Raw genomic sequence first — 23,813 nt, 5'->3', positions numbered from 1 at the left:
AGGCTATTTAGTGATGGGTGAAACAGACCGTCTACTGTCAATTCTCACAGGCTCAGCGAAAATCCGACCAGTGGATTACGCATCAGTGCGCAATATTCTCCAACGCCAGATTACGCGTACGCGGCCCGAACCAACTGATGGTGATCATCACGATCAACATGCTGCTGGCAATAAACGCCAACACGCCCGGCGTGCCCAGGTGTTCGAGGATGAACCCGATCAACAGGCTGCTGAACACCGTGGACAAGCGACTGAACGAATAGCAGAACCCCACCGCCCGCGCGCGGATATTGGTGGGGAACAATTCACTTTGGTACGAGTGATAACTGAAGCTCAGCCAGGCGTTGCAGAAGGTGATCATCACCCCGCAGATCACCAACCCGACGGCCGTGGTTTGCAGGGCGAACAGGCTGCCGAAAATCATCGCGCCCATGGCCGAGCCGACGATCTGCCATTTGTTTTCAAAACGGTTGGCCACCTTCACAAACAGCAACGGCCCCAGCGGGTAGGCGAGGGTGATGATGAACGCGTAGAGCAAACTGTGGGTCACGCTCACGCCTTGACCGGACAGCAGCGCCGGCAGCCAATTGCCGAAGCCGAAAAAGCCAATGGCCTGGAACACATGGAACACAATCAGCATCAACGCCCGGCGCCGGTACGGCGGCTGCCAGATATCGGCAAAGCGGCCGTTGCCTTGCACGCTGACGGCTTCGGGTTCGGGTTCATCCAGTGGTTTGCCATGGTCTTTCTGGCAACGTGCCTCCAGGCTGTCCATGATCTGCCCGGCTTCGTCAAAGCGGCCTTTCTGCGCCAGCCAGCGCGGTGATTCCGGCAGGCGTTTGCGCAGTTGCCAGATAAACAGCGCAAACACCGCGCTGCTCAACACCACCAGGCGCCAGCCGGAGATCCCGAATGGCGCCTGCGGCACCAGCCACCACGACATCAACGCCACCGCCGGCACCGACAGAAACTGGATGAAAAACGCAAAGGCGAATGCCGAGCTGCGCATGCGCTTGGGCACCAGTTCCGAGAGGTAGGCGTCGATGGTCACCAGTTCGATGCCCAGGCCAATGCCCACCAGAAAACGCATGCAGATAATGCCCATGGCAGACGTCTGAATGCCCATCAACACCGTGGCCACCGTGTACCAGATCAACGCAAAGGTAAAGATCGCCCGCCGCCCGAAGCGGTCGGCGATGGGGCTGAGCAGGCTGGCGCCGAGGAACAGGCCGAGGAAGGTCGCCGAGGCGAACGCGGCCTGGTCGGAGAAACCGAACACGCCTGCGCTGCCGGTGTGGAAAATCCCGTCGCTGATCAAACCGGGGCTGATGTAGGCGGTCTGGAACAGGTCGTACAGCTCGAAAAAACCGCCGATCGACAGCAACGCCACCAGGCGCCAGACGGTGGCGACGGCGGGCAAGCGGTCAATGCGCGCGCTGATATGGGCGGCACGGATCGGGTCGATGCCGTCCGTGGCTGAGGCGGTGAGTGTCGACATGGGCAGATTCCAGGGGCAGTGACCTGGAATCTTAGCGGGCTAACAGAAATTGGTGTGTGTGAAGTTACGTGCGGCAGGCCACACATTCGCCGATTTATTGCGCCATGGCCTCAGGTTTCGAGGTTTTATGCCGCAACGGCTCAAAAGGTGATGGGAATCGCGAAGGTCTGGAACGCGTCATCCACCGGTTGGTAGCCCAACATGCGCGTGGTTTCGCTCAGGTCCAGGCGCTTGAAACGGTTATTGGAAATGCCGTGGGCGATCAGGTGCTTCACGCCTTCTGCCTCCACCGAGCGTTGCAGCAGGTGCACTGCGTCACGCGGGCTGAGCCAGGCGCTGAGGTCGCGGGCGTTGTTGAGGTCGTGGGTTTCGGGGAATTCGAAGGCGCCGATGCGCAGGGCAATGGTCGACAGTGGCGTCTTGGCTGCGTAATAGCCGCACAGCGCCTCGCCGTAGCATTTGCTCACGCCATACAGGTTGGCGGGCAGCACCGGCATGCCGGGGGTGATCTGGCGGTCCACCGGGTAGCCTTCGATGGTTTGCGCGCTGCTGGCGAACACCAACCGTTTCACGCCGGCGGCCACGGCGGCTTCGAACAGGTAGGTGGTGGCGAGGATGTTGTTTGGCAGCAACTCCTCGAACGAGGCGCTGGCGTGGGGGATGCCCGACAGGTGCACGATCACGTCGATGCCTTCAAGCAGGGCGGCCAGGCTGGTTTTATCGCTGAGGTCTGCGTGGATGAAACGGTGCTCGCCGGTTGGAAATTCCGGCGCGACGCGGTCGGTGAGGGTGAAGCGGTAGCGGTCTTGGGAGGCTTGGAAAAACGTCTTGCCGATTCTGCCGCAGGCGCCGGTAAGCAGTACGTTGATTCCTTTCACGGGGGGTTCCTTGTTTTAGTTATGGCCGTCGAGGGCAAAGGTCTTGAAGCCCTGGCGCTGGCTCAGGCGTTGGTAATAGGCCGCAATGGCGGGGTAGGGCGGGCGCTGCATGGGCGTATTCAGCCAGCGGTGCACCGAGAGGCCGATGAGGATATCGGCGAGGGTGAATTCATCGCCGGCGACATAGGCGCCGGTTTTCGCCAACTGTTGTTCGAGCAGGCCCATCTTGTCGTTCCAGCGCTGCACGGCGGCGGCAATTTGCGCCGCGTCGAGGCCGTCCGGGTTGTTGCGCACCAGCGCGGTGAAGGCATCGCCCCAGGCGCGGTTGAGCTCGATGGCTTGCCAGTCCACCCATTGCTCGACCCGTGCACGGGGCGCGGGCTCGGCGGGCAGCAAGTCAGTGCGTTGGTAAAGGCCGACGAGGTAGCGGCAGATGGTGTTGGACTCCCACAGCACCCCGTGGTCGTCGATCAGCACCGGGACTTGGGCATTGGGGTTCAGGGCCAGGAACTCGGCGGACTGGGTGGGCTTGAAACCGATGCCCCAGTCTTCACGCACATAGTCGATGCCCAGTTCCTGGCAGGTCCAGAGCACTTTTCGCACGTTGATGGAGGACGTGCGGCCGAGGATTTTCAGTGAGTGTCCCATGGTGCTTCCCTGTCGATGGTGATGACCCATGGGAATCTATCAGTGGTGCCCTGTCGACGCTATGCAGTTGTGTCTGCTCGTTCTGCTCGTTCCCACGCTCCCGCGTGGGAATGTAGCCCTGGACGCTCTGCGTCCAAAGCGTGACGCAGAGCGTCACAAGAGGCGTTCCCACGCAGAGCGTGGGAACGAGCAGGTAAGCCAGCTCCCACATTTTTGATCGAGCAGGGCTTTAGGTTCGCGGTGTTTGCTGGTCCATGGCTTTGCCTACCATCAGCACTGATAGCTCGCTCAGTTGATGAATCGCCAATGCGACATCGCGGTGTTTGCCGGTGAGGTCATCGGACAGGTCGAGCAACAAGGTGCTGACGGAACACAGGGTTTCGTAGCTGTTTGTCAGCAGGGATTCGGTGGGGGTATCGGGTGTGATGGTGAAAAGAACTGTTGGCGGTTTTTCGGTTTCATTGATCATTTAAGCGTCCTGGAAATAGGCCGCCGCCGGATCGCTACTAAACGAAGGGTGGCAGCTGTACGCAGGTTAGTAGACCGGTGGACACTTAAAGCCGGCGCACCCGAAGATGCCCTACGCACAGCCGCCATCAAACTCAGATGAGGCTCATGCAAAAAAAGTGTCCAAAAGTAGGGCTACTAAACCCGGTCACCGAGAAATTCAGCGACCGGCAAACCTTAAAGACCACCACCCAAGCGCACAAGCCGGCGGATTCTGACGTAAGCGTAGGCAACCGGGCAAGGCGCTTACCGCAATGTCAGTCGCGTCCTACAGGCGTCCTACATCTCAAGCGGGCACGGTAAAAAATGTGGGAGCTGGCTTGCCTGCGATGGCGGTGAATCAGTCGGCACATCATTGCCTGACACTCCGCCATCGCAGGCAAGCCAGCTCCCACAGTTTGATTGTGTTTGCTGGAACGAGCAGGCCGCGCTCAGGTGCTTTCGCGCACCTGCAACTCAAACCCCATGTCCACCACCGGCTTGGCGATCTTGTTGCCCGCCATGATGGTCAGCAAATGCTCCGCCGAGCGCCGGCCAATCGCTTCACGCGGTGTGCTGATGCTGCTCAAGCGCGGCACCATGAAAGACGAGGCAGGTAAGTCGTTAAAGCCCAATACGGCCACGCGCTCCGGCACCTTGATGCCATGGCGCATGGCCTCCAGCAGCGCGCCTTGGGCCAAGTCATCGTTACCAAAGAAGATCGCATCCACATCCGGATGCGCCGCCAGCATCTGCAAAAACAGCTCGCCACCCAAGCCCACGGAGGAGGGACGCGGCGTCAGCAGCTCCAGCGCCGGGTCGTACAGGCCCGCCAGTTGCAGCGCACGGCGGAAACCTTCACCGCGCAGCAACGTGCGTTGATCCAGCTGCGCACCGATATACGCCAGGCGCTTGCGCCCCCGTGAAATCAAATGCGCCGCCGCCGTTTCGCCCGCGCTCAGTTGCGAGAAGCCCACGCAGTTCACGCCGGCATTCGGGTCCAGGTCCATCATGTACACGCACGGCACATTGCTGGCCTCGACCATCCGTCGCGCACTTTCGGTGCGGTCAAACCCGGTCAGCAGCAAACCCCGTGGCTGGTAGGCCATGTAGTTGCGCAGCAGGTTTTCTTCTTCATCGCGCGAATAGTGGGAGTTGCCGATCAGCACTTCAAAGCCCTTGGGCCGCAGCACTTGGTGGATGGCTTCCAGGGTTTCGATAAACAGCAGGTTGGACAGCGACGGCACGATCACCACCACCGAGTGACTTTGCGCCGACGCCAAGGCGCGGGCGGCGGGGTTGACCACGTAGTTGAGTTCGGCGGCGGCCTGCTGCACTTTTTCCACCAGTTCGGTGGCCACGGTGCTGATGCCGCGCAGGGCGCGGGAGGCGGTAATCGGGCTGACGCCGGCCAGGCGGGCTACTTCATTGAGGGTCGGGCGACCGGTGGTGCGGGTATTTTTATCGTTCTTGGAGGTCATCAGGCGGTTGCCAAACAAAAATCGAGGCACTAAGGTAGCGCTGTCTCCAAAAGGCTGCAAATTCTTGAATCCTGGGTTGCCTGATCCGGTTCAACGGTTTTGGAGAGGATGCACGCGTCACTCCATAAAAATGACAAGTCGGCGCGGGAAAAGCCTGTTTTTGCACTAGCCTTACAGCGTGCGAAGGTAGCGCTATCTGCGTCCTGAGGTGTTTCATGAGTCAACCTGTTACCGCCCTGGTCATCATGGGTGTTTCCGGCTGTGGCAAGTCCAGCGTCAGCGAAGCCCTGTGCCGCCTGAACGGCGCCACCGCCATTGAAGGCGACAGCTTTCACCCCGCCGCGAACATCGAGAAGATGAGCGCCGGCCACCCTCTCAACGACGACGACCGCGCCGGCTGGCTCGACATCCTGTGCGATGAACTGCGCCGCTCGCTCAAAGCCGGTGAGCATCCGGTGCTCACCTGTTCAGCCCTGAAGAAAAAATACCGCGACCACCTGCGCGAAGCCGCGCCGGGCCTGGGCTTTGTGTTCCTGGAGCTGACCCGCGCCGTGGCCGCCGACCGCGTGTCCCATCGCCCCGGTCATTTCATGCCGGCAAGCCTGATCGACAGCCAGTTCGCCACCCTTGAATCGCCCGTGGGCGAGCCGCTGACCCTGGCGCTGAACGCCAGCGAAGACAGCGTCGAGGACCTGGCCGAGCAAACCAATGCCTGGTGGCTGCAACACGGCTTTGAACCAACCCATTAATTTTTTGCCGGAAAAGATAGCGCTATCCCCGGCGAAAAATTCAACACCCGCTTTAATAACAACAACAAACAGGAGAGACCCCCCATGTTTGGCATGTCCCACGAGTCCTACCTGCTGCTAGATGCAGTGGTCACTATCATCGGGCTGATCTTTTTGATCACCAAGTTCAAGGTGCACCCGTTCATTGCACTGATCATCGCGGCCGGCTTCCTCGGCCTGACCTCGGGCATGCCCGTGGACAAGATCATCAAGGCGTTCCAGGACGGCTTCGGCGGGGTGCTCGGCTTTGTCGGCATCATCCTCGCGCTGGGCACGATGCTCGGCAAGATGATGGCCGAGTCCGGCGGCGCCGATCAGATCGCGCAGACCTTGATCCGCGCCTTCGGCAAAGAAAAAGTCCAGTGGGCCATGATGTTCGCCGCGTTCCTGGTGGGCATCCCGCTGTTCTTCGAGATCGGTTTTGTACTGCTGATTCCGCTGGTATTCATCGTCGCGCGCCGCACTGGTGTGTCGCTGATCAAAATCGGCATCCCGCTGCTCGCCGGCCTGTCGGCGGTGCATGGCCTGGTGCCACCGCACCCTGGCCCGCTGCTGGCCATTGGCGTATTTGGCGCGGACATCGGCAAGACCATCCTGTACGGGCTGATCGTCGCGCTGCCGACCGCCATCATCGCCGGGCCGATTTTCGGTACGTTTATCGCCAAGTACATCCCGGGCAACCCGTCCCAGGAACTGGTCGACCAACTGGCCCGCGAGCCGGAATCCAAAGACCTGCCGAGCTTCAGCATTACCCTGATCACCGTGCTGCTGCCGGTGTTCCTGATGCTGCTCAAAACCTTCGCTGATGTCGCTTTGGCCGACGGCCATGTCATCCGCAACTGGATGGACATGATCGGTCACCCGATCACCGCGCTGCTGCTGGCGTTGCTGCTGTCGCTGTACACCTTTGGCCATCGCCAGGGCATTCACTCCAAGCAAATCCTCAAGCTGCTCGACGCCAGCCTGGCGCCAACGGCGGCGATCATCCTGATCATCGGCGCCGGCGGTGGTTTCAAGCAGATGCTGGTGACCAGTGGCGTCGGTGACGTAATCGGCCATATGGCGGTGAACGCACAGATCAACCCGATTCTGCTGGCGTGGCTGGTGGCGGCGGTGATTCGTGTGGCCACCGGTTCCGCGACCGTGGCGACCATTACCGGCGCAGGCATTGTAGTGCCGGTGGTGGGGATGATTCCGGGGGTTAACCGTGAGCTGCTGGTGTTGGCGACGGGGGCGGGCTCGCTGGTGTTGTCTCACGTCAACGATGCGGGGTTCTGGCTGGTGAAGCAGTACTTCAACATGACCGTGGTCGAGACGTTCAAGACCTGGACGGCGATGGAAACCATCCTGTCGGTGGTGGCGCTGATCTTTATCATGTTGCTGTCGTTGGTGGTCTGACCGTTGATCGTTCCCACGCTCCGCGTGGGAATGCCTCTTGTGACGCTCCGCGTCACGCTTTGGGACGCAGAGCGCCCCGTGCTGCGTTCCCACGCGGAGCGTGGGAACGATCATGCGCTGCGGGAATCTTCACCCAGGCATCCATCGACGTCTTTGGGGGCTCTACCCTATCTTGTTACTTGTCGGAACTGTCAACTTTCACAGGTAGGCGTGGTGGTTTCACGCTGCTAGGTTATTTCCAGGTTGCCACTGTCGTGGCAGCGTTCTGGAGGTATAGGGAAATGGCTGATTTCAGAGTTTTTGTACCGGCATCAAACGGTTATGCATCTGCTTATGAAAACCCACCCCCCGGTCGGTACAACGTTGGGGGCGAAGGTGAACGGGGCGCTTCGGTTTCTATTTTCAACAGTGCAGGTGTGCAAATCGCTGGCCCCTTTTATGTAAACGACGCTGACCAGTGGAGAGGGGATATTGTTATCGACAAGTCAATGATTCAGCCGGCACCCAGTCCAAATCCCTACTCAGCGACGGGTTTGGTGCACCTTAAGGCGGAGTACAAAAGCCCTACAGGCGAAGACGAATATAAATGGAGTTTTTACGTTTTATAGGCCACCAGGCGTGATCGAAGAAACAGGGGCTAGCCAGCTAGCCCCTGGCGATTCAAACCTCGGTTTTGCGAATTAAACCATCCGCGCGGAACATCCCACGAATCCCGCGCACCGCCTGGCGAATCCGGTCCTGGTTTTCGATCAGCGCAAAGCGCACATGATCATCCCCATACTCACCAAAGCCAATCCCCGGCGACACACACACCTTCGCTTCCAGCAGCAGTTTCTTGGCAAATTCCAGCGAGCCCATGGCCGCATACTGCTCGGGAATTTTCGCCCAGACGTACATCGACGCCTTCGGGTTCTCGACCATCCAGCCCAGCTCATGCAGGCCCTTGACCAGCACGTTACGGCGCTGGCGATACTGCTCGGCGATGTCCTTCACACATTGCTGATCGCCTTCCAGCGCGGCAATCGCCGCCACTTGCAGCGGGGTGAAGGTGCCGTAGTCGTGGTAACTCTTGATCCGCGCCAGGGCGTTGACCAGTTCCGGGTTGCCGACCATGAAACCGATGCGCCAGCCGGCCATGTTGTAGCTCTTGGACAGGGTGAAAAACTCCACCGCAATGTCCTTGGCGCCCGGCACTTGCATGATCGACGGGGCTTTCCAGCCGTCGTAGACGATGTCGGCGTAGGCCAGGTCGTGCACCACCAGCACGTCGTACTGTTTGGCCAGGGCTATAACGCGCTCGAAGAAATCCAGCTCCACGCACTGCGCGGTCGGGTTGGACGGGAAGCCCAGGATCATCATCTTCGGCTTGGGGATCGAGCCGCGAATCGCCCGTTCCAGCTCGGCGAAGAAGTCCACGCCGGGAACCAGCGGTACCGAGCGCACCTGGGCGCCGGCAATCACGGCACCGTAGATGTGAATCGGGTAGCTGGGGTTGGGCACCAGCACGGTGTCGCCCTGGTCCAGGGTGGCCAGCATCAAGTGCGCCAGGCCTTCCTTGGAACCGATGGTGACGATGGCTTCCGACTCGGGGTCGATATCCACCTCATAACGGTCTTTGTACCAGCGCGAAATCGCCCGGCGCAGACGCGGAATGCCTTTTGACGTGGAGTAGCCGTGGGTGTCTTCACGCTGGGCGACGGTGACCATTTTTTCCACGATGTGTGGAGGTGTGGCGCCGTCAGGGTTACCCATGCTCAAGTCGATGATGTCTTCGCCGCGCCGACGCGCAGCCATCTTCAGCTCGGCAGTGATATTAAAAACGTAAGGGGGGAGTCGATCTATGCGCGCAAAGCGGCGCGGCGAACCTTGGTCTGCCATTGTTGCCTCAAGAGTACGTAAGCGCCCGGAACCGTCCGAGCGACGTCGGCCACTGCGGTGGCCTGCGGGGCAGACAATACGGTCGATGATGGCCCGTTGTCCAGATGGCGCCGGAAAAATTTCTGCGTGGAGTGCGGCGTGGATATGCCCCTATACTCGATGCGGGTTTGTTCCCTCATAAGAAGGAGACTGTTCAGATGGATCAGCAGATAAAACAACCGTTGGAACCGCGCATGGAAGCCGGTAAAGCCCTGGTGATCGCAGGCGTCCAAGGGCGTTATTCGAAGGCCACTGTGGGGGATATTCCCAAACTGTGGGAGTTGTTCGATACATGCATCAAGGACCTCAAGAAGCGTGTCGGTGGCGTGACGTATGGGGTTTGCCATAACCCCAAGCACGGCGAATTCGATTATCTGGCCGGTGCTGAAGTGCCAAGCAAAGGCGACGTGCCGAGCAACTTCGAGTTTGTCGAAATTCCACCGCTCAACTACGCCGTGTTCCGGCATGACGGGCCGGTGCAGGCACTTGAGCAAACGTACGAGCGCATCATGTTCGAATGGCTGCCGCACTCGGGCTATAAAGTGATGGGGGCGGACTTCGAGCGTTACAGTGCCGATTTTGATGTACGCAAGGGCACGGGCACCGTTGAAATCTGGTTGCCGGTTGGCGAAAGAGGCTGACTGCGACCCTGCCGGAGCCGGTACGCCGGCCCCGGCAGAGGATCAATACAACGTACTTCTGACCCGCTCCGGCATCTCCCGGTCATACGTTTCGGCGTCAAATTGCCCGTCATTGAGCCGCTTGTGAAACGCCCCGGCCGACGGCAATGCCGAGCGGTCCAGGTGTTTCTCGGGGTTCCAGCAGTCCGAGCGCACAAACGCCTTGGAACAGTGGAAATACGCCGCCTCCACCTGCACCAGAATCACTGACTTCGCAGGTTTGCCATTCACCGCAAAACTCTCCAACAGCTCGGGCTCAATGGAAATCTGCGCCCGGCCATTCACGCGCAACGTTTCGCCAATGCCCGGGATGATGAACAGCAACGCAATCCGCGGGTCGTGCAGCAGATTACGCAAGGTATCCAGACGGTTATTGCCCGGCCGATCGGGAATCGCCAACGTGCGCTCATCCACAATCCGCACAAACCCCGGCACATCGCCACGCGGCGAACCGTCAATGCCATTCGCCCCGGATGAACTCACCACCACCAACGGCGATGCGCGCACCATGGCCTGGTAATCCTCGTTGAGAAACGCAATTTCCTTGCGCACCGCCCGCTCGTGGGGGAGGCCGTAGAGGGTTTCGAGTTGTTCGAGGGTTGTCAGCATCGGCGTCACCTTTGTGAAAAGAACAGAGCCTAATCTTTGAAAATGTCTGCGAGCTCATCGAGTGTTGGAAGGCGTGCGTCTATTAAATCCATTTCAGTTCTCAGGGCCCCCATAACACGTGTATAGGCGCCCATTGAAACAGACATACTTCCCTGCTCAATTTCAATAAGCTTTTGGCGAGTAACGCCCGCCAGTCTCGCCAAATCTGATTGTTTATAGCCTTTGCTGAGGCGTTTCGCCCGAATCTGTTTTGCAAGTCTGTGCGTGATGAGTGAAGCATCCATGTCACGTAACCGTTACATTATCTCGGGATGTCATGCTTGCGTGACATTGTCTTGGTGTCAAGACTCACTCGGCAAACACCCAACTCAACCTCCGCTCATACCCAACCCGTCCCCGATATGCCTCCCCACTGTCGACCCACCCGGCCGCCAGATACAGCCCCATCGCCGCCACGTTGTCGGCGTCCACCGACAACTCCAGCCCCTGGATCTGCGGCCAGGCCAGCAAGGCGGCCGCCGGCAGTGCGTGTAAGCAGGCTTTGCCGAAACCACGCCCTTGCTGGGTGCGGTCCACTTGCAGCGCATGCAGCGTGGCGCTGTGTTCATCGGCCCAGTGAGGCAGGCACGGCGGGCGTTTAAGCAGGAGGAAAGCGACGGGAACCTCATCGGCGAGCAGGGCAAAGCCTTTGATCGCGCCGGGGTTGGGGTTGACCAGCAGGCTGTTCAGCGCGCAGTAGATGTCGCCGGAGTACGCCAGTTGCTCGGGATGCACTTGCAGGGTGTCGAGCTGCTGTTTTTGCACAAGGCTCAGCGTCTCATAGGGGACGAGGCGGGTTTCCATCGGGGGCGCATCCGAAATCCTACAAAGAGGCGTGGATTCTAGCGGGTTTGCGCGTGGCGAAATTATTTTTCAGCGGGGTGTCGATTGAGCCAGGCGTCATTCGACTAAGGGTGTCCTTCGTGATTTTCCAACCCCCAGGAGTATCGCCATGAGCACTGCAATCACCACCTTGATCGAGCAATGGAAGCAGGCCGTGATGGCCCGTGATATCGACGGTATTGTCAGCTTTTATGCCGACGATATCGTCTCGTTCGACGCCGTTACCGCGCTGCAATTCAAGGGCAAGGCCGCCTACCGCGCCCATTGGGACGCGTGCATGAAGCACTGCCCCGGCCCCGGCATCTTCGAGTTTCATGAACTGCACATTGTAGAGGCCCAAGACAGCGCGTTCGCCCATTGGCTGGCCCATTGCGGCGGTGCCGGGCCGGATGGCGAAGTGAAGGCGTGCTGGATGCGGGTGACCGCCGGTTATCAACGGATCGACGGCCAATGGCGCGTGGTGCATGAGCACTGGTCGGCGCCTTTCGATATGGAAAGCGGCACGGCGCTGTTCGACCTGAAACCCTGACCGCCACGAACTATAGTCAGTAGTCCGAAAACGGAGACGCACATGAAATACCTCTGCCTGATCTACAGCAACGAACAGGTGCTGCACACCTCGCCCGACAGCCCGGCAGACCCGGAATGTTTCGCCTACGCCGAGGCGATCCAGGCCAGCGGGCGCATGCTCGCCGCCGAGCCGCTGGAGTCGGTGAGTAGCGCTACCACCGTGCGCATGCGCAATGGCAAGTTGTCGATCACCGACGGGCCATTCGCCGAAACCAAGGAGCAGCTCGCCGGGTTTTACCTGATCGAGGCCAAGGACTTGAACGAAGCGATCCAGGTGGCCGGTGGCATTCCGGCAGCCAGGGTCGGCAGTGTGGAAGTACGCCCTGTGCGTGAATTGAATCTCTGAAAACAACAATCAAAAGACTCAGGAGGTTTACCCCATGACCGCCCAACCCGCTGAATTTGAACTGTCCATCAGCCGCTTGATCGACGCCCCGCGCAACCGCGTGTTTCGCGCCTGGACCGAGCCCGCCTTGCTGCAGCAATGGTGGGGCCCACACGGCATGACTACGCCCGAGTGCGAAATGAACCTGTGGGTCGGTGGCCTGTTTCGCACCTTGATGCGCGCGCCGGACGGCGCTGAATACCCGACCCAAGGGGTGTTCCTGGAAATCCAGGCGCCGAGCCGGCTGGTGTTTACCGACGCCTACGCGCCAGGCTGGATCCCGTCGGGCAAGCCGTTCATGACCGCCGAAGTGACCTTCGAAGACGTCGACGGCAAAACCCTCTACACCGCCCGCGCCATGCACTGGAGCGAAGCCGACAAGCAGGCCCACGAAGCCATGGGCTTTCATGATGGCTGGGGCCAAAGCCTGGACCGCCTGGTGACGCTGGTGACCCAAGGCATGCCCGATTGACGCCTCAGATCGAGGCCATTTACCGCAGCGAATCACGCCGCGTACTTGCCACGCTGATCCGCCTGCTCGGCGATTTCGACCTCGCCGAAGAAGCCTTGCACGAGGCGTTCTTCGTCGCGGTCGAGCGCTGGCAGCAGGACGGCGTGCCGAGTAATCCACGTGCCTGGTTGGTGTCGACCGGCCGTTTCAAAGCCATCGACCGCCTGCGCCGCCAGGCCCGGTTTACCCCGTTGTTGCAGGAACAGGCGGACGCGCTGGAAGCGGCTGACTGGAGTGAGAACGACGTGGAAGACGACCGCCTGCGCCTGATCTTCACCTGCTGCCACCCGGCGCTGGCGCCCGATGCCCAGGCGGCGCTGACCTTGCGTGAGATCTGCGACCTCACCACCGAAGAAATCGCCCGCGCGTTTCTGGCCACGCCCACCACCATCGCTCAACGCATCGTGCGCGCCAAAGGCAAGATCCGTGAAGCGAAAATTCCCTATCAGGTGCCGTCTCTGGACGAACTGCCCGAGCGGCTCGACAGCGTGTTGCGTGTGGTTTACCTGGTGTTCAACGAGGGCTACTCGGCGTCCATGGGCGCAGGCCTCACCCGCGAGGAGTTGACCCGCGAAGCCATTCGCCTGGGCCGCCTGCTGCTGGAGTTGCTGCCGGAACCTGAAGTCGCGGGCTTGCTGGCGTTGATGCTGCTGCACGAGTCGCGCCGAGCGGCGCGGAGTACGGACAAAGGCGAGTTGGTGCTGCTGGATGAACAGGACCGCAGGTTGTGGGACGCCGCCTTGATCGCTGAAGGCTGTGCGCTGGTGGAGCAGGCACTGAGAACCCGGCGGTTTGGGCCGTATTGCCTGCAAGCCGCGATTGCGGCGGTGCACGCCGAAGCGCCCAGCGCAGGCGAGACGGATTGGCTGCAGATTGTCGGGCTCTATGACGTATTGCTCAGGCAGGTGCCATCGCCGGTGATCGAGCTGAACCGCGCGGTGGCCGTGGCGATGCGCGATGGACCGTTGGCAGGTTTGCAGTTGGTTGAGGGGATTGTGTCGCGAGGAGAATTGCTGGATTACCACTTGGCGCATTCGGCGCGCGGGGAGTTTTGTCGGCAGTTGGGGCGTACGGATGAGGCCAAGGCAGCTTACGAAAAAGCCCTGTCGCTCACCCAGCAAGCCCCAGAAAAACACTTCCTAGAGCGGCGCCTGGCCGAACTCAAGTCCTGCAAACAGTGAGATCAAACTGTGGGAGCTGGCTTGCCTGCGATGCAGACACCTCGGTGTATCAGTGGGACCCGGTCGATGCCATCGCAGGCAAGCCAGCTCCCACATTCAACAGTGTTGTTTGTAAGTTTTCTGTTTATGGCTGCTGACGCGTCGCCGCCAACACAATCTCGCGAATGCACACATGCTGCGGCTGCTGATACGCATAGGCAATCGCCGAAGCCACATCATCGGCACTCAACACCGTACCGCCCATGTCCTGTTTCCAGGCCTGGTAACCGCTCTTGATCGCCTCATCCGTGGTGTGGCTGAGCAACTCGGTTTCCACCGCGCCCGGCGCAATGGTGATCACCCGCACATTGCTCGGCGACAATTCCTCACGCAGATTCTCCGAAATTCCATGCACCGCGAACTTGGTGCCGACATACGCCACATGATTCGGGAAGGTCTTGCGCCCAGCCACCGAACTCACGTTGATGATCGTGCCGCCCTTGCGCGCGACCATGCTGCCGGCCACCGCGTGAATGCCGTTTAGCAGGCCTTTGACGTTAACGTCGAGCATCTGCTCCCATTGCTCGGGGGCTTGCTCGCTGACGGCGCCCAGCAACATCACGCCGGCATTGTTGATCAGCGCATCGGCGGGGCCGAATTGGGCTTCGGCTTCCTTTACGGCGGCGACCAATGCCGCGCGGTCGGTGATGTCCACGCCCCGGCTCAAGGTGTTGGGCAGGGCCAGATCGTTCAGGCGATCAATACGCCGCGCCAGCAACAGCAGTGGATGCCCTGCGGCTGACAACAGGCGCGCGGTGGCTTCGCCAATGCCGGAACTGGCGCCGGTGATGATGATCAGTGGCTTGCTCATAAATGCACTCCTGGAATAAGAAAAACCGATAACTTAAAGCGTGGGCGCAGTATATTTACCCGCGCTGAGGCTGAAAAATGCCTTATTTCTCTGTCTGTCATCGGATAAAGCTATGGATTTGCGTCACCTCAAGGCGTTTCTCGCGGTGTTCGAAGAGCGCAACATCACCGCCGCCGCCCAGCGTCTGTTTATCAGCCAGCCGACCTTGTCGGTCACCATCAAGCAGCTGGAAGACGAACTCGGCGTGGCGCTGTTTGTGCGTCAGCCGCGCGGCGTGGACGTCAGCGCCGAGGCGCGCGTGCTGTACCCGCAGGCGCGGCGCATGGTCGCTGAAGCGGACGCCTTGAGCGGTTTATTTCGCGGACGCGAAAATCGTATTGCCCTGGAACTGGGCGTGGAAGGCGATATTGCCGACAGCCAGATCGAAACCTTCCTGCGCATGGCGCACCAAGGTCTGCCGGGTTTGCTGCTGACCTTGCAGGAAGGCTGCGAAGGCGACGCGCGCCTGGCAGTGGAAGAAATGTGCTGTGAGGACGAGTTGTTCCTGCCGCTTTGGGAAGAGTCCTACGTAATGGCGTTGCCCACGGCGCACCCGATGGCGCAGGCCGGCAAAGAGCAGGCGTGGGCGCCGATTGAAGACTGGATCACCTGCCCACAGCACGATTCCCACCAGCGCTTGATGGCGCTGTATGGCCGCTCGCCGCAAGCGGTGGCCGGGCACGCCGGTTCATTGACCCAGGCGTTGCACATGGTCGCGGCGGGTGTGGGCGTGGCGATGTTGCCGCAGTCGATGGCCGCCGAGCGGGCCGGTGTGGTGATTCGCGAATGGCACCTGCCGGCACCGACGCGCCGGGTGGGGTTGTGCTTCGCCGCGCAGGCGTTGGAGCTGCCTGCACTGCGTGCCTTGCATGAATATTTCCAGAACAATCGCCCACCGCAGCTCTCTGCGGCGTGACACAACGCCAACCAACACAACCTAACCCCTGTGGGAGCTGGCTTGCCTGCGATGGCGGTATGTCTGTTAGCAAAGATGCAAGCTGAACCACCGCCATCGCAGGCAAGCCAGCTCCCACAGGTTGGATCTCTATTGCCAACTTGTAGGGAGGGGCGGGTTTATCACTCCAACATCTGCCCCAACATCCAACTCCCCGCCGGCCCCGGCGGGTGCTGGCGCGACCACAGCGCGTCCACCGCTACCGAACGCGGCCAACTGCGCACATTGAGTTCCACCAGCCCGGCATTCCCGAAGCGCTCCACCAACCAGCGCGGCAACGCTGCCCAGCCGAAACCGAGTTGGGCCATTTCCATCAGCATCAGAAAACTCGGCGCCGACCACACACGGCCGCTCGGGCGGGTTTCGTTGGGGTTGATGATGCTGGCCAGACGCAATTCGCGGTGTTGCTGCAAGGCCTGCGGGTCAAGGTTTTGCACGTTGGCCAAAGGGTGAGTGGGGGCCACGAACACGGCGATTTCCGTACGCTCTGCCACGGGCGCGCGGGTCAGGTCGGGCGGGTAAACCTCCTGGGCTTCGATCAAGGCAATCTGCGCGCGGCCGCTTTGCACCAGGGCGATCAGGTCTTCGCACTCGGCGATCAGCCATTCCAGCTCCAGGTCCGGGTAGCGTTGTTCAAACGCTTTAAGCGCGAGCTCGAAACGCTCCGACTGATACGTATCGGACATGGCGATACTCAACTTCGGCTCCAAACCCATTGCCAACTGGCTCGCCGCCAGCTCCAGGCGGCTGCTGGCCTCCAGCACCTGCTCGGCCCGTTGCAGCAACACATGGCCGGCGGGCGTGAGCGTCGGCTTGCGGCTGCTGCGATCAAACAGCACCACATCCAGGTCAATCTCCAAACTCGCCACCGCCGCGCTGACGGTGGACTGGCTCTTGCCCAACTTGCGCGCCGCCGCAGAAAACGAGCCCTGGGTGGCCGCCTGGACAAACGCCTGCAGCACTTCATTAGAGGCCATGACTATCGCCTTTATCGATGGTTATTAGTTATGAAGTATCGAGTCAAAGGGTAATGATGGCAACCATCGTCACTCACGGAGCCGGGTTATGAACCCTACCAAGTCGATTACTGAACGTGTTTGCCAAGCCATTGGTTTTGAGGGTTTGGCGCTGTTGATCTGCACCCCGTTGCTGGCGTGGATCATGGATAAACCCGCCCTGGAAATGGGCATGGTCACCCTGGCGATCAGCCTGATGGCGCTGACCTGGAACGTGATTTTCAACGGCCTGTTCGACCGCCTGAAAGCACGCTGGCAGCTCGCCAATAACGGTTGGACCCGTGTGCTGCACGCGTTGATGTTCGAAGGTGGCTTGATTTTGGTGTGCGTGCCGTTGATCGCCGCCTGGCTGAATATCAGCCTGATGCAGGCGTTTATTCTCGACATCGGCGTGTTGCTGTTCTTCCTGCCGTACACCTATGTGTATCACTGGGGCTACGACGTATTGCGCGAGAAAATCGTCCAGCAGCGCGTGGCTAGCCAAGTTTGAGCGACGCGACAAAATCCAGAAACGCCCGCACCTTGGCGGCGGGCAAATGCCGCGAAGGGTAATAGGCGTACAACGGAAAACGCTCGTCCGGCCAGTCAGGAAACAGGTCCACCAGGCTGCCGGCCTTGAGTGCCGGCGCCAGGCCCAAATCGAGCATTTGCGCCACGGCGTGCCCGTGTTCACACACGCTGTATAACGTGCTGGCGTCATTGACCACCAAGCGGCCATTGGTGCGCACGATCACCTGTTCGCCGTTGCGGTGGAACTCCCAGGCAAACGGGCGACCGGTCTGCGAGTCGCGAAAGTCCAGGCACATATGCCCGGTCTCCAGGTCTTGCGGAAGCGCCGGGCGGCCGTATTGTTCCAGGTAAGCGGGGGAGGCCAGGGTGAGCACGCGCACTTCCATCAGCTTGCGCGCGATCAGCGAGGAGGACTGCGGGATGCCGAAGCGAATCGCCAGGTCAAAACCGTCGGCCACCAAGTCGCCGAGTTGGTCACGGGTGTGCAGGTCCAACTGCAATTGTGGGTAGCGGCGCATGAAATCGCCGAGCACCGGGCCCAATACCAGGCGCGAGAAGTACGGGTCGATATTCACCCGCAAACGCCCACGCACGGTCAATGCGCTGTCGGCGGCGGAGCTGGCGGCCTCTTCGAGACCGGCCAGCAGCGGGGCGATTTGCTGGTAGAACCGGCGGCCTTCGTCGGTCAATTGCACCGAGCGCGTGGTGCGGTCGAACAGGCGAATGCCCAGGCGTTTTTCCAACCGTGAAATCGCCCGGCTGACCCCGGAAGGCGTCATGTCCAGGCTGTCGGCGGCGCGGGCAAAACTGCCGCTGTCGACCACGGCCGCCAATACGCCCATGCCGCCGGCCAAACCTGGATCAAAACTCATCGGTGCTTGCCTGTCAGTGATCTTAAGGCATTAATGCTAGCGCAGAATGCCTACAGAAACATGCCGCCCGAGGCTTCGATGCGCTGCCCGGTGATCCAGTTGCTGCCATCGGCCAGCAAGGTCGAAATCGCCCCGCCAATATCGTCCGGCAAACCGGCGCGGCCCAGCGCGGTGTTGTTGGCGACCATCGCATTGAGTGCCGGGTTATCGCGTACCGCACCGCCGCTGAAATCGGTAGCAATTGCGCCCGGTGCCAGGGTGTTCACGGTGATCCCGCGTGGGCCAAGCTCCTTGGCCTGATAGCGCGACAGCACTTCCACCGCACCCTTCATCGACGCATACGCCGCATACCCTGGCAGACTGAACCGCGCCAAGCCGCTGGAAATATTGATGATGCGTCCGCCATCGCTGATCAGCGGCAGCAATTTTTGCGTGAGGAAAAACGGCGCCTTGAAGTGGATCGCCACCAAGCGGTCGAACTGCTCTTCAGTGGTTTCAGCGAAGCTGGCATGCGCTCCGATACCGGCGTTATTGATCAGAAAGTTGAAGTGATCCTGTGCGAAAACATCCTTGAGTACGGTGGCGATTTCGCCGACGAAATCATTGAACGTGCCGCTCTGGCTGACATCCAGTTGCAACATGGCGGCGCGGCCACCCAGGGCTTCAATCTGTTCCACCACCGCCTGGGCCTCGGCCGCTGCGCTGTGATAAGTACCAATGATGTCGACGCCTTGTGCTGCCAGGTGCAGTGCGGCGCTTTTGCCCAGGCCGCGGCTGGCGCCGGTGATGAGTGCGATTTTACGGGTCATGGTGCAGTCCTCTGAGGTGATCGTGGGACTGAGTGTATTTGTCCGTGGATAACGTGATAAACAGGGTGATATCGGAATCACTGGCCGGATAAGGCGAACAATCCCATGAATAAGCTTGAGCTGTTGCGCACTTTTGTGCGGGTCACCGAACTGTCGAGTTTTACCCAGGCGGGCGAGAGCCTGGGCTTGCCGCGCTCGACGGTGTCCGAGCATGTGCAGGCGCTCGAAGAGCTGCTCGGTGCGCGCTTGTTGCAGCGCACCACGCGCAAGGTGCAGGCCACCCAGGACGGGCGCGTGCTGTATGAGCGCAGCAAGGATTTGCTCGCGCACATGGAGGAACTTGAAGGCCTGTTTCGCCAGGATGAAGCGCAGCTCAGCGGGCGTATTCGCGTGGATATGCCCAACGTCATGGCGCGGGATTTGATCCTGCCGCGCCTGCCCGACTTCCTGCATGCGCACCCGTTGATCGAGTTGGAAATCAGCACCACCGACCGTCAGGTCGACCTGCTCGCCGAAGGTTTCGACTGCGTGTTGCGCGTGGGCGCGCAGCCCGACCAGACCGTGGTGGCGCGCCTGCTGTGCAGCCTGCCGATGCTCAACTGTGTCAGCGCCGGTTATGTTCAGCGTTATGGTGTGCCCGAAACCTTGGCCGACCTTGCGCATCACCAATTGGTGCATTACGTGCGGCCCTTGGGCTCACGCTCAGCGGGGTTCGAATACCAGCAGGGCAACAAGGTGCACCGCGTGCCGATGGCCGGGCGCGTCACGGTCAACAGCACCGACGCGTATAAATCCGCGTGCCTGGGCGGCTTCGGCATCACGCAAGTGCCGGCCTTGGGCATTCGCGATTTACTCGACAGCGGTGAACTGGTGGCCGTGCTGCCCGATTACCCCGCACCGGCGCTGGACGTGTCGCTGCTCTACGCCGGGCAACGGCATCTGCCACAACGGGTGCGGGTGTTTATGGATTGGCTGGCCGCCACGCTGCAAGCCCAGCTCTAACGCCGCGCCGACAACTGCTGCGGCGCCAGGAAGGCGTCGTGGAAGTAATCCCGAAACGCCTGCATCGCCGGAGTGAACGCACGCTCGCGGTGCCAGGCCAGGCCGACACTCATGGGCGTGACCGGGTCGGTCACGGTCAGCGTCTCGATGCGTTTGCCTTCCAGCGACCACGGCCGGTGCACCAAATCCGACAGAATCGCCACGCCGCTGCCATTGGCAACCATGCTGCGCACCGCTTCCACCGAACTGGTGCGCAGCCGCACCTTGGGCGTTTGCCCGGCCTGTTCCCAGTAGCGCATGGCGCTGTGTTCGGCCTCGTCGACGGTGAGCAGGATGTAAGGCTCTTGTGCCACATCGGCCAGGCTTACCGCACCGCGTTCGCACAGCGGGTGGTGGCTGGGCAGCCACAGCCGGCGTTCCGAATTGAACAGGATTTCGGAGACGATATCCGCGTGAGTGAGGTTGGCGGTGAGCACCACGGCCATGTCGAATTGACCGTCGAGCAGGCCGTGTTCGATGGCCTGGCGCTCCTGTTCGAAGACCTCGATGGTCACGTCCGGGTGCCAGTGTTCCATGCGTTGCAGGTGATGCGGCAGGAAGTAACCGAGTACCGTGTAACTGGCCGCCACCCGCAGCACGCCGCTGGCGCGGTAATCCGGCAGCGGGCTGTTCAGCGCGTCGTCCACGCTGCGCGCGATTACATAGGCGCGGTTGAGAAAATGCCGCCCGGCGTCGGTGAGGTTCATGCCTTGGGCCGAACGCACGAACAACTGCACGCCGAGCATGGCTTCCAGTTCCTTGATCGCGGTGGTCACCGCCGACTGGGAAATGTTCAGGTGAATCGCCGCCTGGGAAATTTGGCCGATTTCGGCGGTGGCGACGAAGTAGCGGATTTGGCGAAGGGTCAGGGACATGGCTCATCCGATCGTTCCCACGCTCCGCGTGGGCATGCAGGCAGGGACGCTCCGCGTCCGCGTTTAAAATCGTGACGCGGAGCGTCACAGGAGGCGTAACCACGCAGAGCGTGGGTACGAGCTGTGTGTATCTGTTTTTCAGAAGATATCTGTTTTTCAGAAGATACCCTATCTGATAATAGATCTTCCCAAGGGGTCAAGCGCCAGCCTACTTTCAGCCATCACCTTTTGGCGGAGCAGCCCCGATGCAGGCAGTGGATTTCAACTCAGACATGGGCGAAGGCTTTGGCCCCTGGACCATCGGCGATGGTGTCGACGCGGAACTGATGGCGTACATCAGCTCGGCTAACATCGCCACTGGCTTCCACGCCGGCGACCCCAGCACCATGCGCCGCACCGTCGCGCGTGCCAAGCAACTCGGCGTGGCCATCGGCGCGCATCCGGGCTTTCGCGACCTGGTGGGGTTTGGTCGTCGGCATATCAACGCACCGGCCCAGGAGCTGGTGGACGACATGCTCTATCAGCTCGGCGCCCTGCGCGAAATCGCTCGCGCCCAAGGCGTGACCCTGCAACATATCAAGCCCCACGGCGCGCTCTACATGCATTTGGCCCGCGACGAAGAAGCCGCGCGGCTGCTGGTGCAAAACCTGCAAATCATTGAGCCGACGCTGTTGCTGTACTGCATGCCCAACTCGGTGATCTGGCGCGTCGCCAGCGAGCTCGGGCAGCCGGTAGTGCGCGAGTTTTACGCCGACCGTGAGTACGATCTGAGCGGCTCCATCGTGTTTACCCGCAATGTGCGCGCGTTGGACCCTGCAACAGTTGCGGCGCGGGTTTTGCGTGCTTGTCAGACCGGTCGTGTACGCACCGTCGAGGGCGAAGACCTGCTGATCGAATTCGACTCCATTTGCCTGCACAGCGACACGCCTGGCGCCCTGGAATTGGTCGAGGCAACCCGCGAAGCCCTGGACCAGGCGGGCATTGAAGTCAGAACCCCCCAATAAGATCGAACCACTGCTTTTTGCCTGCCTTTCTACAATGATTCCAAGAGGAACAGACATGGCTGAAACGTCCCCCATCCGCTACAGCTTCGGCGGTGATGAACACCTGTTTGCCGAGGTCAGTGACAGCATGTCCCTGCAGGCTTTTTTCAAAGGCATGGCGGTGACCCGCGCCGTGGAGCGCCTGGCGCTGGAAGGCGTGCTGGATGTGTGCCTGGCCAATGCGTCGTTCCAGATTCGCTTCGACCCCGACCGCATTGCGCCGCATGTGCTGCTCGACGCGGTGCAAAGCGCCGAAGCCCAGGCCGTGGCCGAACGCACGTTGCACACGCGCATCATCGAAATCCCGGTGCTCTACAACGACCCGTGGACCCATGAAACCCTGATGCGTTTTCGCGACCGCCATCAAGACCCCAGCGGCACTGACCTGGAATACGCCGCGCGCATCAACGGCCTGGCCGATGTGGACGCGTTTATCGCCGCCCACAGTGGCGCGCCGTGGTTTGTGTCGATGGTCGGCTTTGTTGCGGGCCTGCCGTTCATGTTCCAGATGGTCGAGCGCGAACGGCAATTGCAGGTGCCCAAGTACCTGCGCCCGCGCACCGACACGCCGAAATTGACCCTCGGCCATGGCGGCTGCTTTGGCTGTATCTACTCGGTACGCGGCGCCGGTGGCTACCAGATGTTCGGCGTGACCCCGGCGCCGATCTACGACCCGGCGCAGCAGTTGGCGTACCTCAAGGAGCACATGGTGTTCTTTCGCCCTGGCGACATTGTGCAGTTCAAGCCTATCGACCGCGACGCCTATGACCTGGCGGTGGCCGAGGTGGACGCCGGGCGTTTTGACCTGCGTATCCGCCCGGTGGAATTCTCCCTCGACGCCTTTCTCGCCGACCCCATCGGCTATCCGAAAACCCTGCAGGAGGCGCTGGCATGATCAAGGTGCTCAAACCCGGCCTCGCCACCTCCGTGCAGGACCTTGGCCGTGAAGGTTATTACCACTTGGGCATTCCGCCCTCGGGCGCGCTGGACCAGTACGCATTGAGCGCGGCCAACCATTTGGTGGCCAACCCGCTTGGCGCAGCGGGGTTGGAGTGCACGCTGATCGGCCCCGAATTGTTGTTTCAACAGGACGCTCTGGTGGCACTCAGCGGTGCGCTGATGTCGCCGCGCCTGGACGGTGAAGTGGTGCACCAGGACACCGCCTTCCAGGTGCGCGCCGGGCAAGTGCTGCGCTTTGAATTTCCCAAGGCGGGCGCGCGTACGTACCTGGCGGTGGCGGGCGGCATTGATGTGCCGCTGGTGCTTGGTAGCCGCTCGACTTATACCCTCGGCGCGCTGGGTGGGTTTCAAGGGCGGCGTTTGCAGGAAGGCGATGAACTGCCGATCGGCGAGGCCAGTGGGCAGGGCCGTGCGGGCAACAGTTTGCCGATGGCGCTGCGCCGTTCGGTCGGCGGTGATGTGACCTTGCGCGTGGTGCCGGGGCTGTATTACGACCGGCTGACGGAGGGCGCAAAAAGCAGCTTTTTCGCCGAGCCGTGGACGGTGGGTTCCGAGGCGGATCGCATCGGCTATCGCTTCAAGGGCGGCAGTGCCCTGAGCTTTCAGCCGCGCGAGCAGCCGTTTGGCGCGGGGTCGGACCCGTCGAATATCGTCGACAGTTGCTACCCGATTGGCTCGATTCAGGTGCCGGCGGGGTTGGAGCCGATTGTGCTGCACCGGGATGCGGTATCGGGCGGTGGCTACGCGATGATCGGCACGGTGATCAGTGCCGACCTGGATTTGATTGGGCAGATGCAGCCGAATCAAAGGGCGGGGTTTGTGGCGGTGACGCTGGAGGAAGCGTTGGAGGCGCGGCGGGTGTACAAGAAGCGGCTGAAGGCCATGGCTGGCCTCTTTACTTCCTGACACACCCTAAAACCCCTGTGGGAAC

At 61.0% G+C, this 23,813-nt stretch carries 28 protein-coding genes; 14 read left to right on the top strand and 14 right to left on the bottom strand.

Translation table 11 applies throughout. The features are described 5' to 3' along the window. Positions 1–82: 82 nt before the first annotated feature. From L8I05_RS18085 to L8I05_RS18065, 5 genes are all read right to left on the bottom strand, one after another. The gene (locus L8I05_RS18085) at positions 83–1,498 is read right to left on the bottom strand and encodes an MFS transporter (protein WP_242170753.1); all 1,416 of its coding nucleotides are present in this window, start codon (positions 1,496–1,498) and stop codon (positions 83–85) included. A gap of 140 nt (positions 1,499–1,638) precedes the next feature. After that, the gene (locus L8I05_RS18080) at positions 1,639–2,376 is read right to left on the bottom strand and encodes an NAD(P)-dependent oxidoreductase (RefSeq protein ID WP_242170751.1); all 738 of its coding nucleotides are present in this window, start codon (positions 2,374–2,376) and stop codon (positions 1,639–1,641) included. 15 nt (positions 2,377–2,391) lie between these two features. After that, entirely contained in the window at positions 2,392–3,024 is a 633-nt protein-coding gene (locus L8I05_RS18075; protein WP_242170750.1) for a glutathione S-transferase, read from the bottom strand. 229 nt (positions 3,025–3,253) lie between these two features. Further along, complete coding sequence (locus L8I05_RS18070) at positions 3,254–3,493, bottom strand: DUF6124 family protein (protein WP_242170748.1); 240 nt, start codon at positions 3,491–3,493, stop codon at positions 3,254–3,256. 469 nt (positions 3,494–3,962) lie between these two features. Continuing rightward, positions 3,963–4,994 (bottom strand): LacI family DNA-binding transcriptional regulator, encoded by a 1,032-nt coding sequence (locus L8I05_RS18065; RefSeq protein WP_242171176.1) that lies wholly within the window; start codon positions 4,992–4,994, stop codon positions 3,963–3,965. Positions 4,995–5,206: 212 nt separating this feature from the next. On the opposite strand from L8I05_RS18065, the gene L8I05_RS18060 reads away from it, so the two are divergent. From L8I05_RS18060 to L8I05_RS18050, 3 genes are all read left to right on the top strand, one after another. Continuing rightward, positions 5,207–5,740 carry a gluconokinase gene (locus L8I05_RS18060; protein ID WP_017139216.1) on the top strand — a complete coding sequence of 178 codons (534 nt, stop codon included), beginning with the start codon at positions 5,207–5,209 and terminating at the stop codon, positions 5,738–5,740. Positions 5,741–5,824: 84 nt separating this feature from the next. Then, complete coding sequence (locus L8I05_RS18055) at positions 5,825–7,177, top strand: GntP family permease (protein WP_159959300.1); 1,353 nt, start codon at positions 5,825–5,827, stop codon at positions 7,175–7,177. Between the two features lie 281 nt (positions 7,178–7,458). Beyond that, positions 7,459–7,785 carry a hypothetical protein gene (locus tag L8I05_RS18050; protein WP_242170746.1) on the top strand — a complete coding sequence of 109 codons (327 nt, stop codon included), beginning with the start codon at positions 7,459–7,461 and terminating at the stop codon, positions 7,783–7,785. 52 nt (positions 7,786–7,837) lie between these two features. On the opposite strand, the gene alaC is transcribed toward L8I05_RS18050, so the two are convergent. Then, the gene (gene alaC, locus L8I05_RS18045) at positions 7,838–9,055 is read right to left on the bottom strand and encodes an alanine transaminase (protein WP_242170744.1); all 1,218 of its coding nucleotides are present in this window, start codon (positions 9,053–9,055) and stop codon (positions 7,838–7,840) included. 197 nt (positions 9,056–9,252) lie between these two features. Here alaC and L8I05_RS18040 point away from each other — a divergent pair, with 197 nt between their 5' ends. Continuing rightward, positions 9,253–9,735 (top strand): GyrI-like domain-containing protein, encoded by a 483-nt coding sequence (locus L8I05_RS18040; RefSeq protein ID WP_242170741.1) that lies wholly within the window; start codon positions 9,253–9,255, stop codon positions 9,733–9,735. A 42-nt stretch (positions 9,736–9,777) separates the two neighbouring features. Here the strand turns inward: L8I05_RS18040 and L8I05_RS18035 are convergent, their stop codons facing one another. The 3 genes from L8I05_RS18035 to L8I05_RS18025 all read right to left on the bottom strand — a co-directional run bounded on the left by L8I05_RS18035 (position 9,778) and on the right by L8I05_RS18025 (position 11,226). Continuing rightward, the gene (locus L8I05_RS18035; protein ID WP_242170737.1) at positions 9,778–10,383 is read right to left on the bottom strand and encodes a pyridoxamine 5'-phosphate oxidase family protein; all 606 of its coding nucleotides are present in this window, start codon (positions 10,381–10,383) and stop codon (positions 9,778–9,780) included. Positions 10,384–10,412: 29 nt separating this feature from the next. Further along, positions 10,413–10,667, bottom strand: a complete 255-nt coding sequence (locus L8I05_RS18030) for a helix-turn-helix transcriptional regulator (RefSeq protein WP_242170734.1) — start codon at positions 10,665–10,667, stop codon at positions 10,413–10,415. Between the two features lie 64 nt (positions 10,668–10,731). After that, positions 10,732–11,226, bottom strand: coding sequence for a GNAT family N-acetyltransferase (locus tag L8I05_RS18025; RefSeq protein ID WP_242170730.1), 495 nt, complete (start codon positions 11,224–11,226; stop codon positions 10,732–10,734). A 148-nt stretch (positions 11,227–11,374) separates the two neighbouring features. On the opposite strand from L8I05_RS18025, the gene L8I05_RS18020 reads away from it, so the two are divergent. Genes L8I05_RS18020 through L8I05_RS18005 form a run of 4 tightly spaced genes read left to right on the top strand, consistent with a single transcriptional unit; the run spans position 11,375 to position 13,912 of the window. Next, the gene (locus tag L8I05_RS18020) at positions 11,375–11,794 is read left to right on the top strand and encodes a nuclear transport factor 2 family protein (protein WP_242170729.1); all 420 of its coding nucleotides are present in this window, start codon (positions 11,375–11,377) and stop codon (positions 11,792–11,794) included. A gap of 42 nt (positions 11,795–11,836) precedes the next feature. Next, complete coding sequence (locus L8I05_RS18015; RefSeq protein ID WP_159959286.1) at positions 11,837–12,181, top strand: YciI family protein; 345 nt, start codon at positions 11,837–11,839, stop codon at positions 12,179–12,181. A gap of 34 nt (positions 12,182–12,215) precedes the next feature. Further along, complete coding sequence (locus L8I05_RS18010; protein ID WP_242170727.1) at positions 12,216–12,692, top strand: SRPBCC family protein; 477 nt, start codon at positions 12,216–12,218, stop codon at positions 12,690–12,692. Continuing rightward, a complete protein-coding gene (locus L8I05_RS18005; protein ID WP_242170725.1) occupies positions 12,689–13,912 on the top strand; it encodes an RNA polymerase sigma factor in 1,224 nt (407 codons plus the stop codon). Before L8I05_RS18010 ends, L8I05_RS18005 begins: the two co-directional genes overlap by 4 nt. A 124-nt stretch (positions 13,913–14,036) precedes the next feature. On the opposite strand, the gene L8I05_RS18000 is transcribed toward L8I05_RS18005, so the two are convergent. Further along, a complete protein-coding gene (locus tag L8I05_RS18000) occupies positions 14,037–14,762 on the bottom strand; it encodes an SDR family oxidoreductase (protein WP_159959280.1) in 726 nt (241 codons plus the stop codon). Between the two features lie 112 nt (positions 14,763–14,874). Between L8I05_RS18000 and L8I05_RS17995 the strand changes: the two genes are divergently transcribed. Next, positions 14,875–15,717, top strand: a complete 843-nt coding sequence (locus L8I05_RS17995; protein ID WP_242170723.1) for a LysR family transcriptional regulator — start codon at positions 14,875–14,877, stop codon at positions 15,715–15,717. Between the two features lie 161 nt (positions 15,718–15,878). On the opposite strand, the gene L8I05_RS17990 is transcribed toward L8I05_RS17995, so the two are convergent. Further along, the gene (locus L8I05_RS17990) at positions 15,879–16,733 is read right to left on the bottom strand and encodes a LysR family transcriptional regulator (RefSeq protein WP_242170721.1); all 855 of its coding nucleotides are present in this window, start codon (positions 16,731–16,733) and stop codon (positions 15,879–15,881) included. A gap of 88 nt (positions 16,734–16,821) precedes the next feature. Here L8I05_RS17990 and L8I05_RS17985 point away from each other — a divergent pair, with 88 nt between their 5' ends. Then, on the top strand, positions 16,822–17,262 hold the full coding sequence (locus L8I05_RS17985) for a multidrug/biocide efflux PACE transporter (RefSeq protein WP_159959274.1): 441 nt from the start codon (positions 16,822–16,824) through the stop codon (positions 17,260–17,262). Here the strand turns inward: L8I05_RS17985 and L8I05_RS17980 are convergent. Then, positions 17,249–18,154: a LysR family transcriptional regulator gene (locus tag L8I05_RS17980; protein WP_242170719.1), complete on the bottom strand. Its 906-nt coding sequence runs from the start codon at positions 18,152–18,154 to the stop codon at positions 17,249–17,251. The two genes, L8I05_RS17985 and L8I05_RS17980, sit on opposite strands and share 14 nt — an antisense overlap. Before the next feature lie 50 nt (positions 18,155–18,204). Then, positions 18,205–18,963, bottom strand: coding sequence for an SDR family oxidoreductase (locus tag L8I05_RS17975; RefSeq protein ID WP_242170717.1), 759 nt, complete (start codon positions 18,961–18,963; stop codon positions 18,205–18,207). A 105-nt stretch (positions 18,964–19,068) separates the two neighbouring features. On the opposite strand from L8I05_RS17975, the gene L8I05_RS17970 reads away from it, so the two are divergent. After that, the gene (locus L8I05_RS17970) at positions 19,069–19,965 is read left to right on the top strand and encodes a LysR family transcriptional regulator (RefSeq protein ID WP_159959268.1); all 897 of its coding nucleotides are present in this window, start codon (positions 19,069–19,071) and stop codon (positions 19,963–19,965) included. Here the strand turns inward: L8I05_RS17970 and L8I05_RS17965 are convergent. Then, positions 19,962–20,879, bottom strand: a complete 918-nt coding sequence (locus L8I05_RS17965) for a LysR family transcriptional regulator (RefSeq protein WP_159959266.1) — start codon at positions 20,877–20,879, stop codon at positions 19,962–19,964. The two genes, L8I05_RS17970 and L8I05_RS17965, sit on opposite strands and share 4 nt — an antisense overlap. A 245-nt stretch (positions 20,880–21,124) precedes the next feature. On the opposite strand from L8I05_RS17965, the gene L8I05_RS17960 reads away from it, so the two are divergent. From L8I05_RS17960 to L8I05_RS17950, 3 genes are read left to right on the top strand one after another with little or no spacing between them, the layout of a single operon-like run. Beyond that, positions 21,125–21,883, top strand: coding sequence for a 5-oxoprolinase subunit PxpA (locus L8I05_RS17960; RefSeq protein ID WP_242170715.1), 759 nt, complete (start codon positions 21,125–21,127; stop codon positions 21,881–21,883). A gap of 55 nt (positions 21,884–21,938) precedes the next feature. Beyond that, on the top strand, positions 21,939–22,817 hold the full coding sequence (locus L8I05_RS17955; protein ID WP_159959262.1) for an allophanate hydrolase subunit 1: 879 nt from the start codon (positions 21,939–21,941) through the stop codon (positions 22,815–22,817). Beyond that, positions 22,814–23,788 carry a biotin-dependent carboxyltransferase family protein gene (locus tag L8I05_RS17950; RefSeq protein ID WP_242170712.1) on the top strand — a complete coding sequence of 325 codons (975 nt, stop codon included), beginning with the start codon at positions 22,814–22,816 and terminating at the stop codon, positions 23,786–23,788. Before L8I05_RS17955 ends, L8I05_RS17950 begins: the two co-directional genes overlap by 4 nt. Positions 23,789–23,813 lie beyond the last annotated feature (25 nt).

The sequence above is a fragment of the Pseudomonas sp. MONT-RG-20F-20-E-7-02 genome (assembly GCF_022662395.1).
In the GTDB taxonomy this organism is placed as follows: Bacteria; Pseudomonadota; Gammaproteobacteria; order Pseudomonadales; family Pseudomonadaceae; genus Aquipseudomonas.
This window is presented reverse-complemented; position numbering and strand designations above follow the sequence as displayed.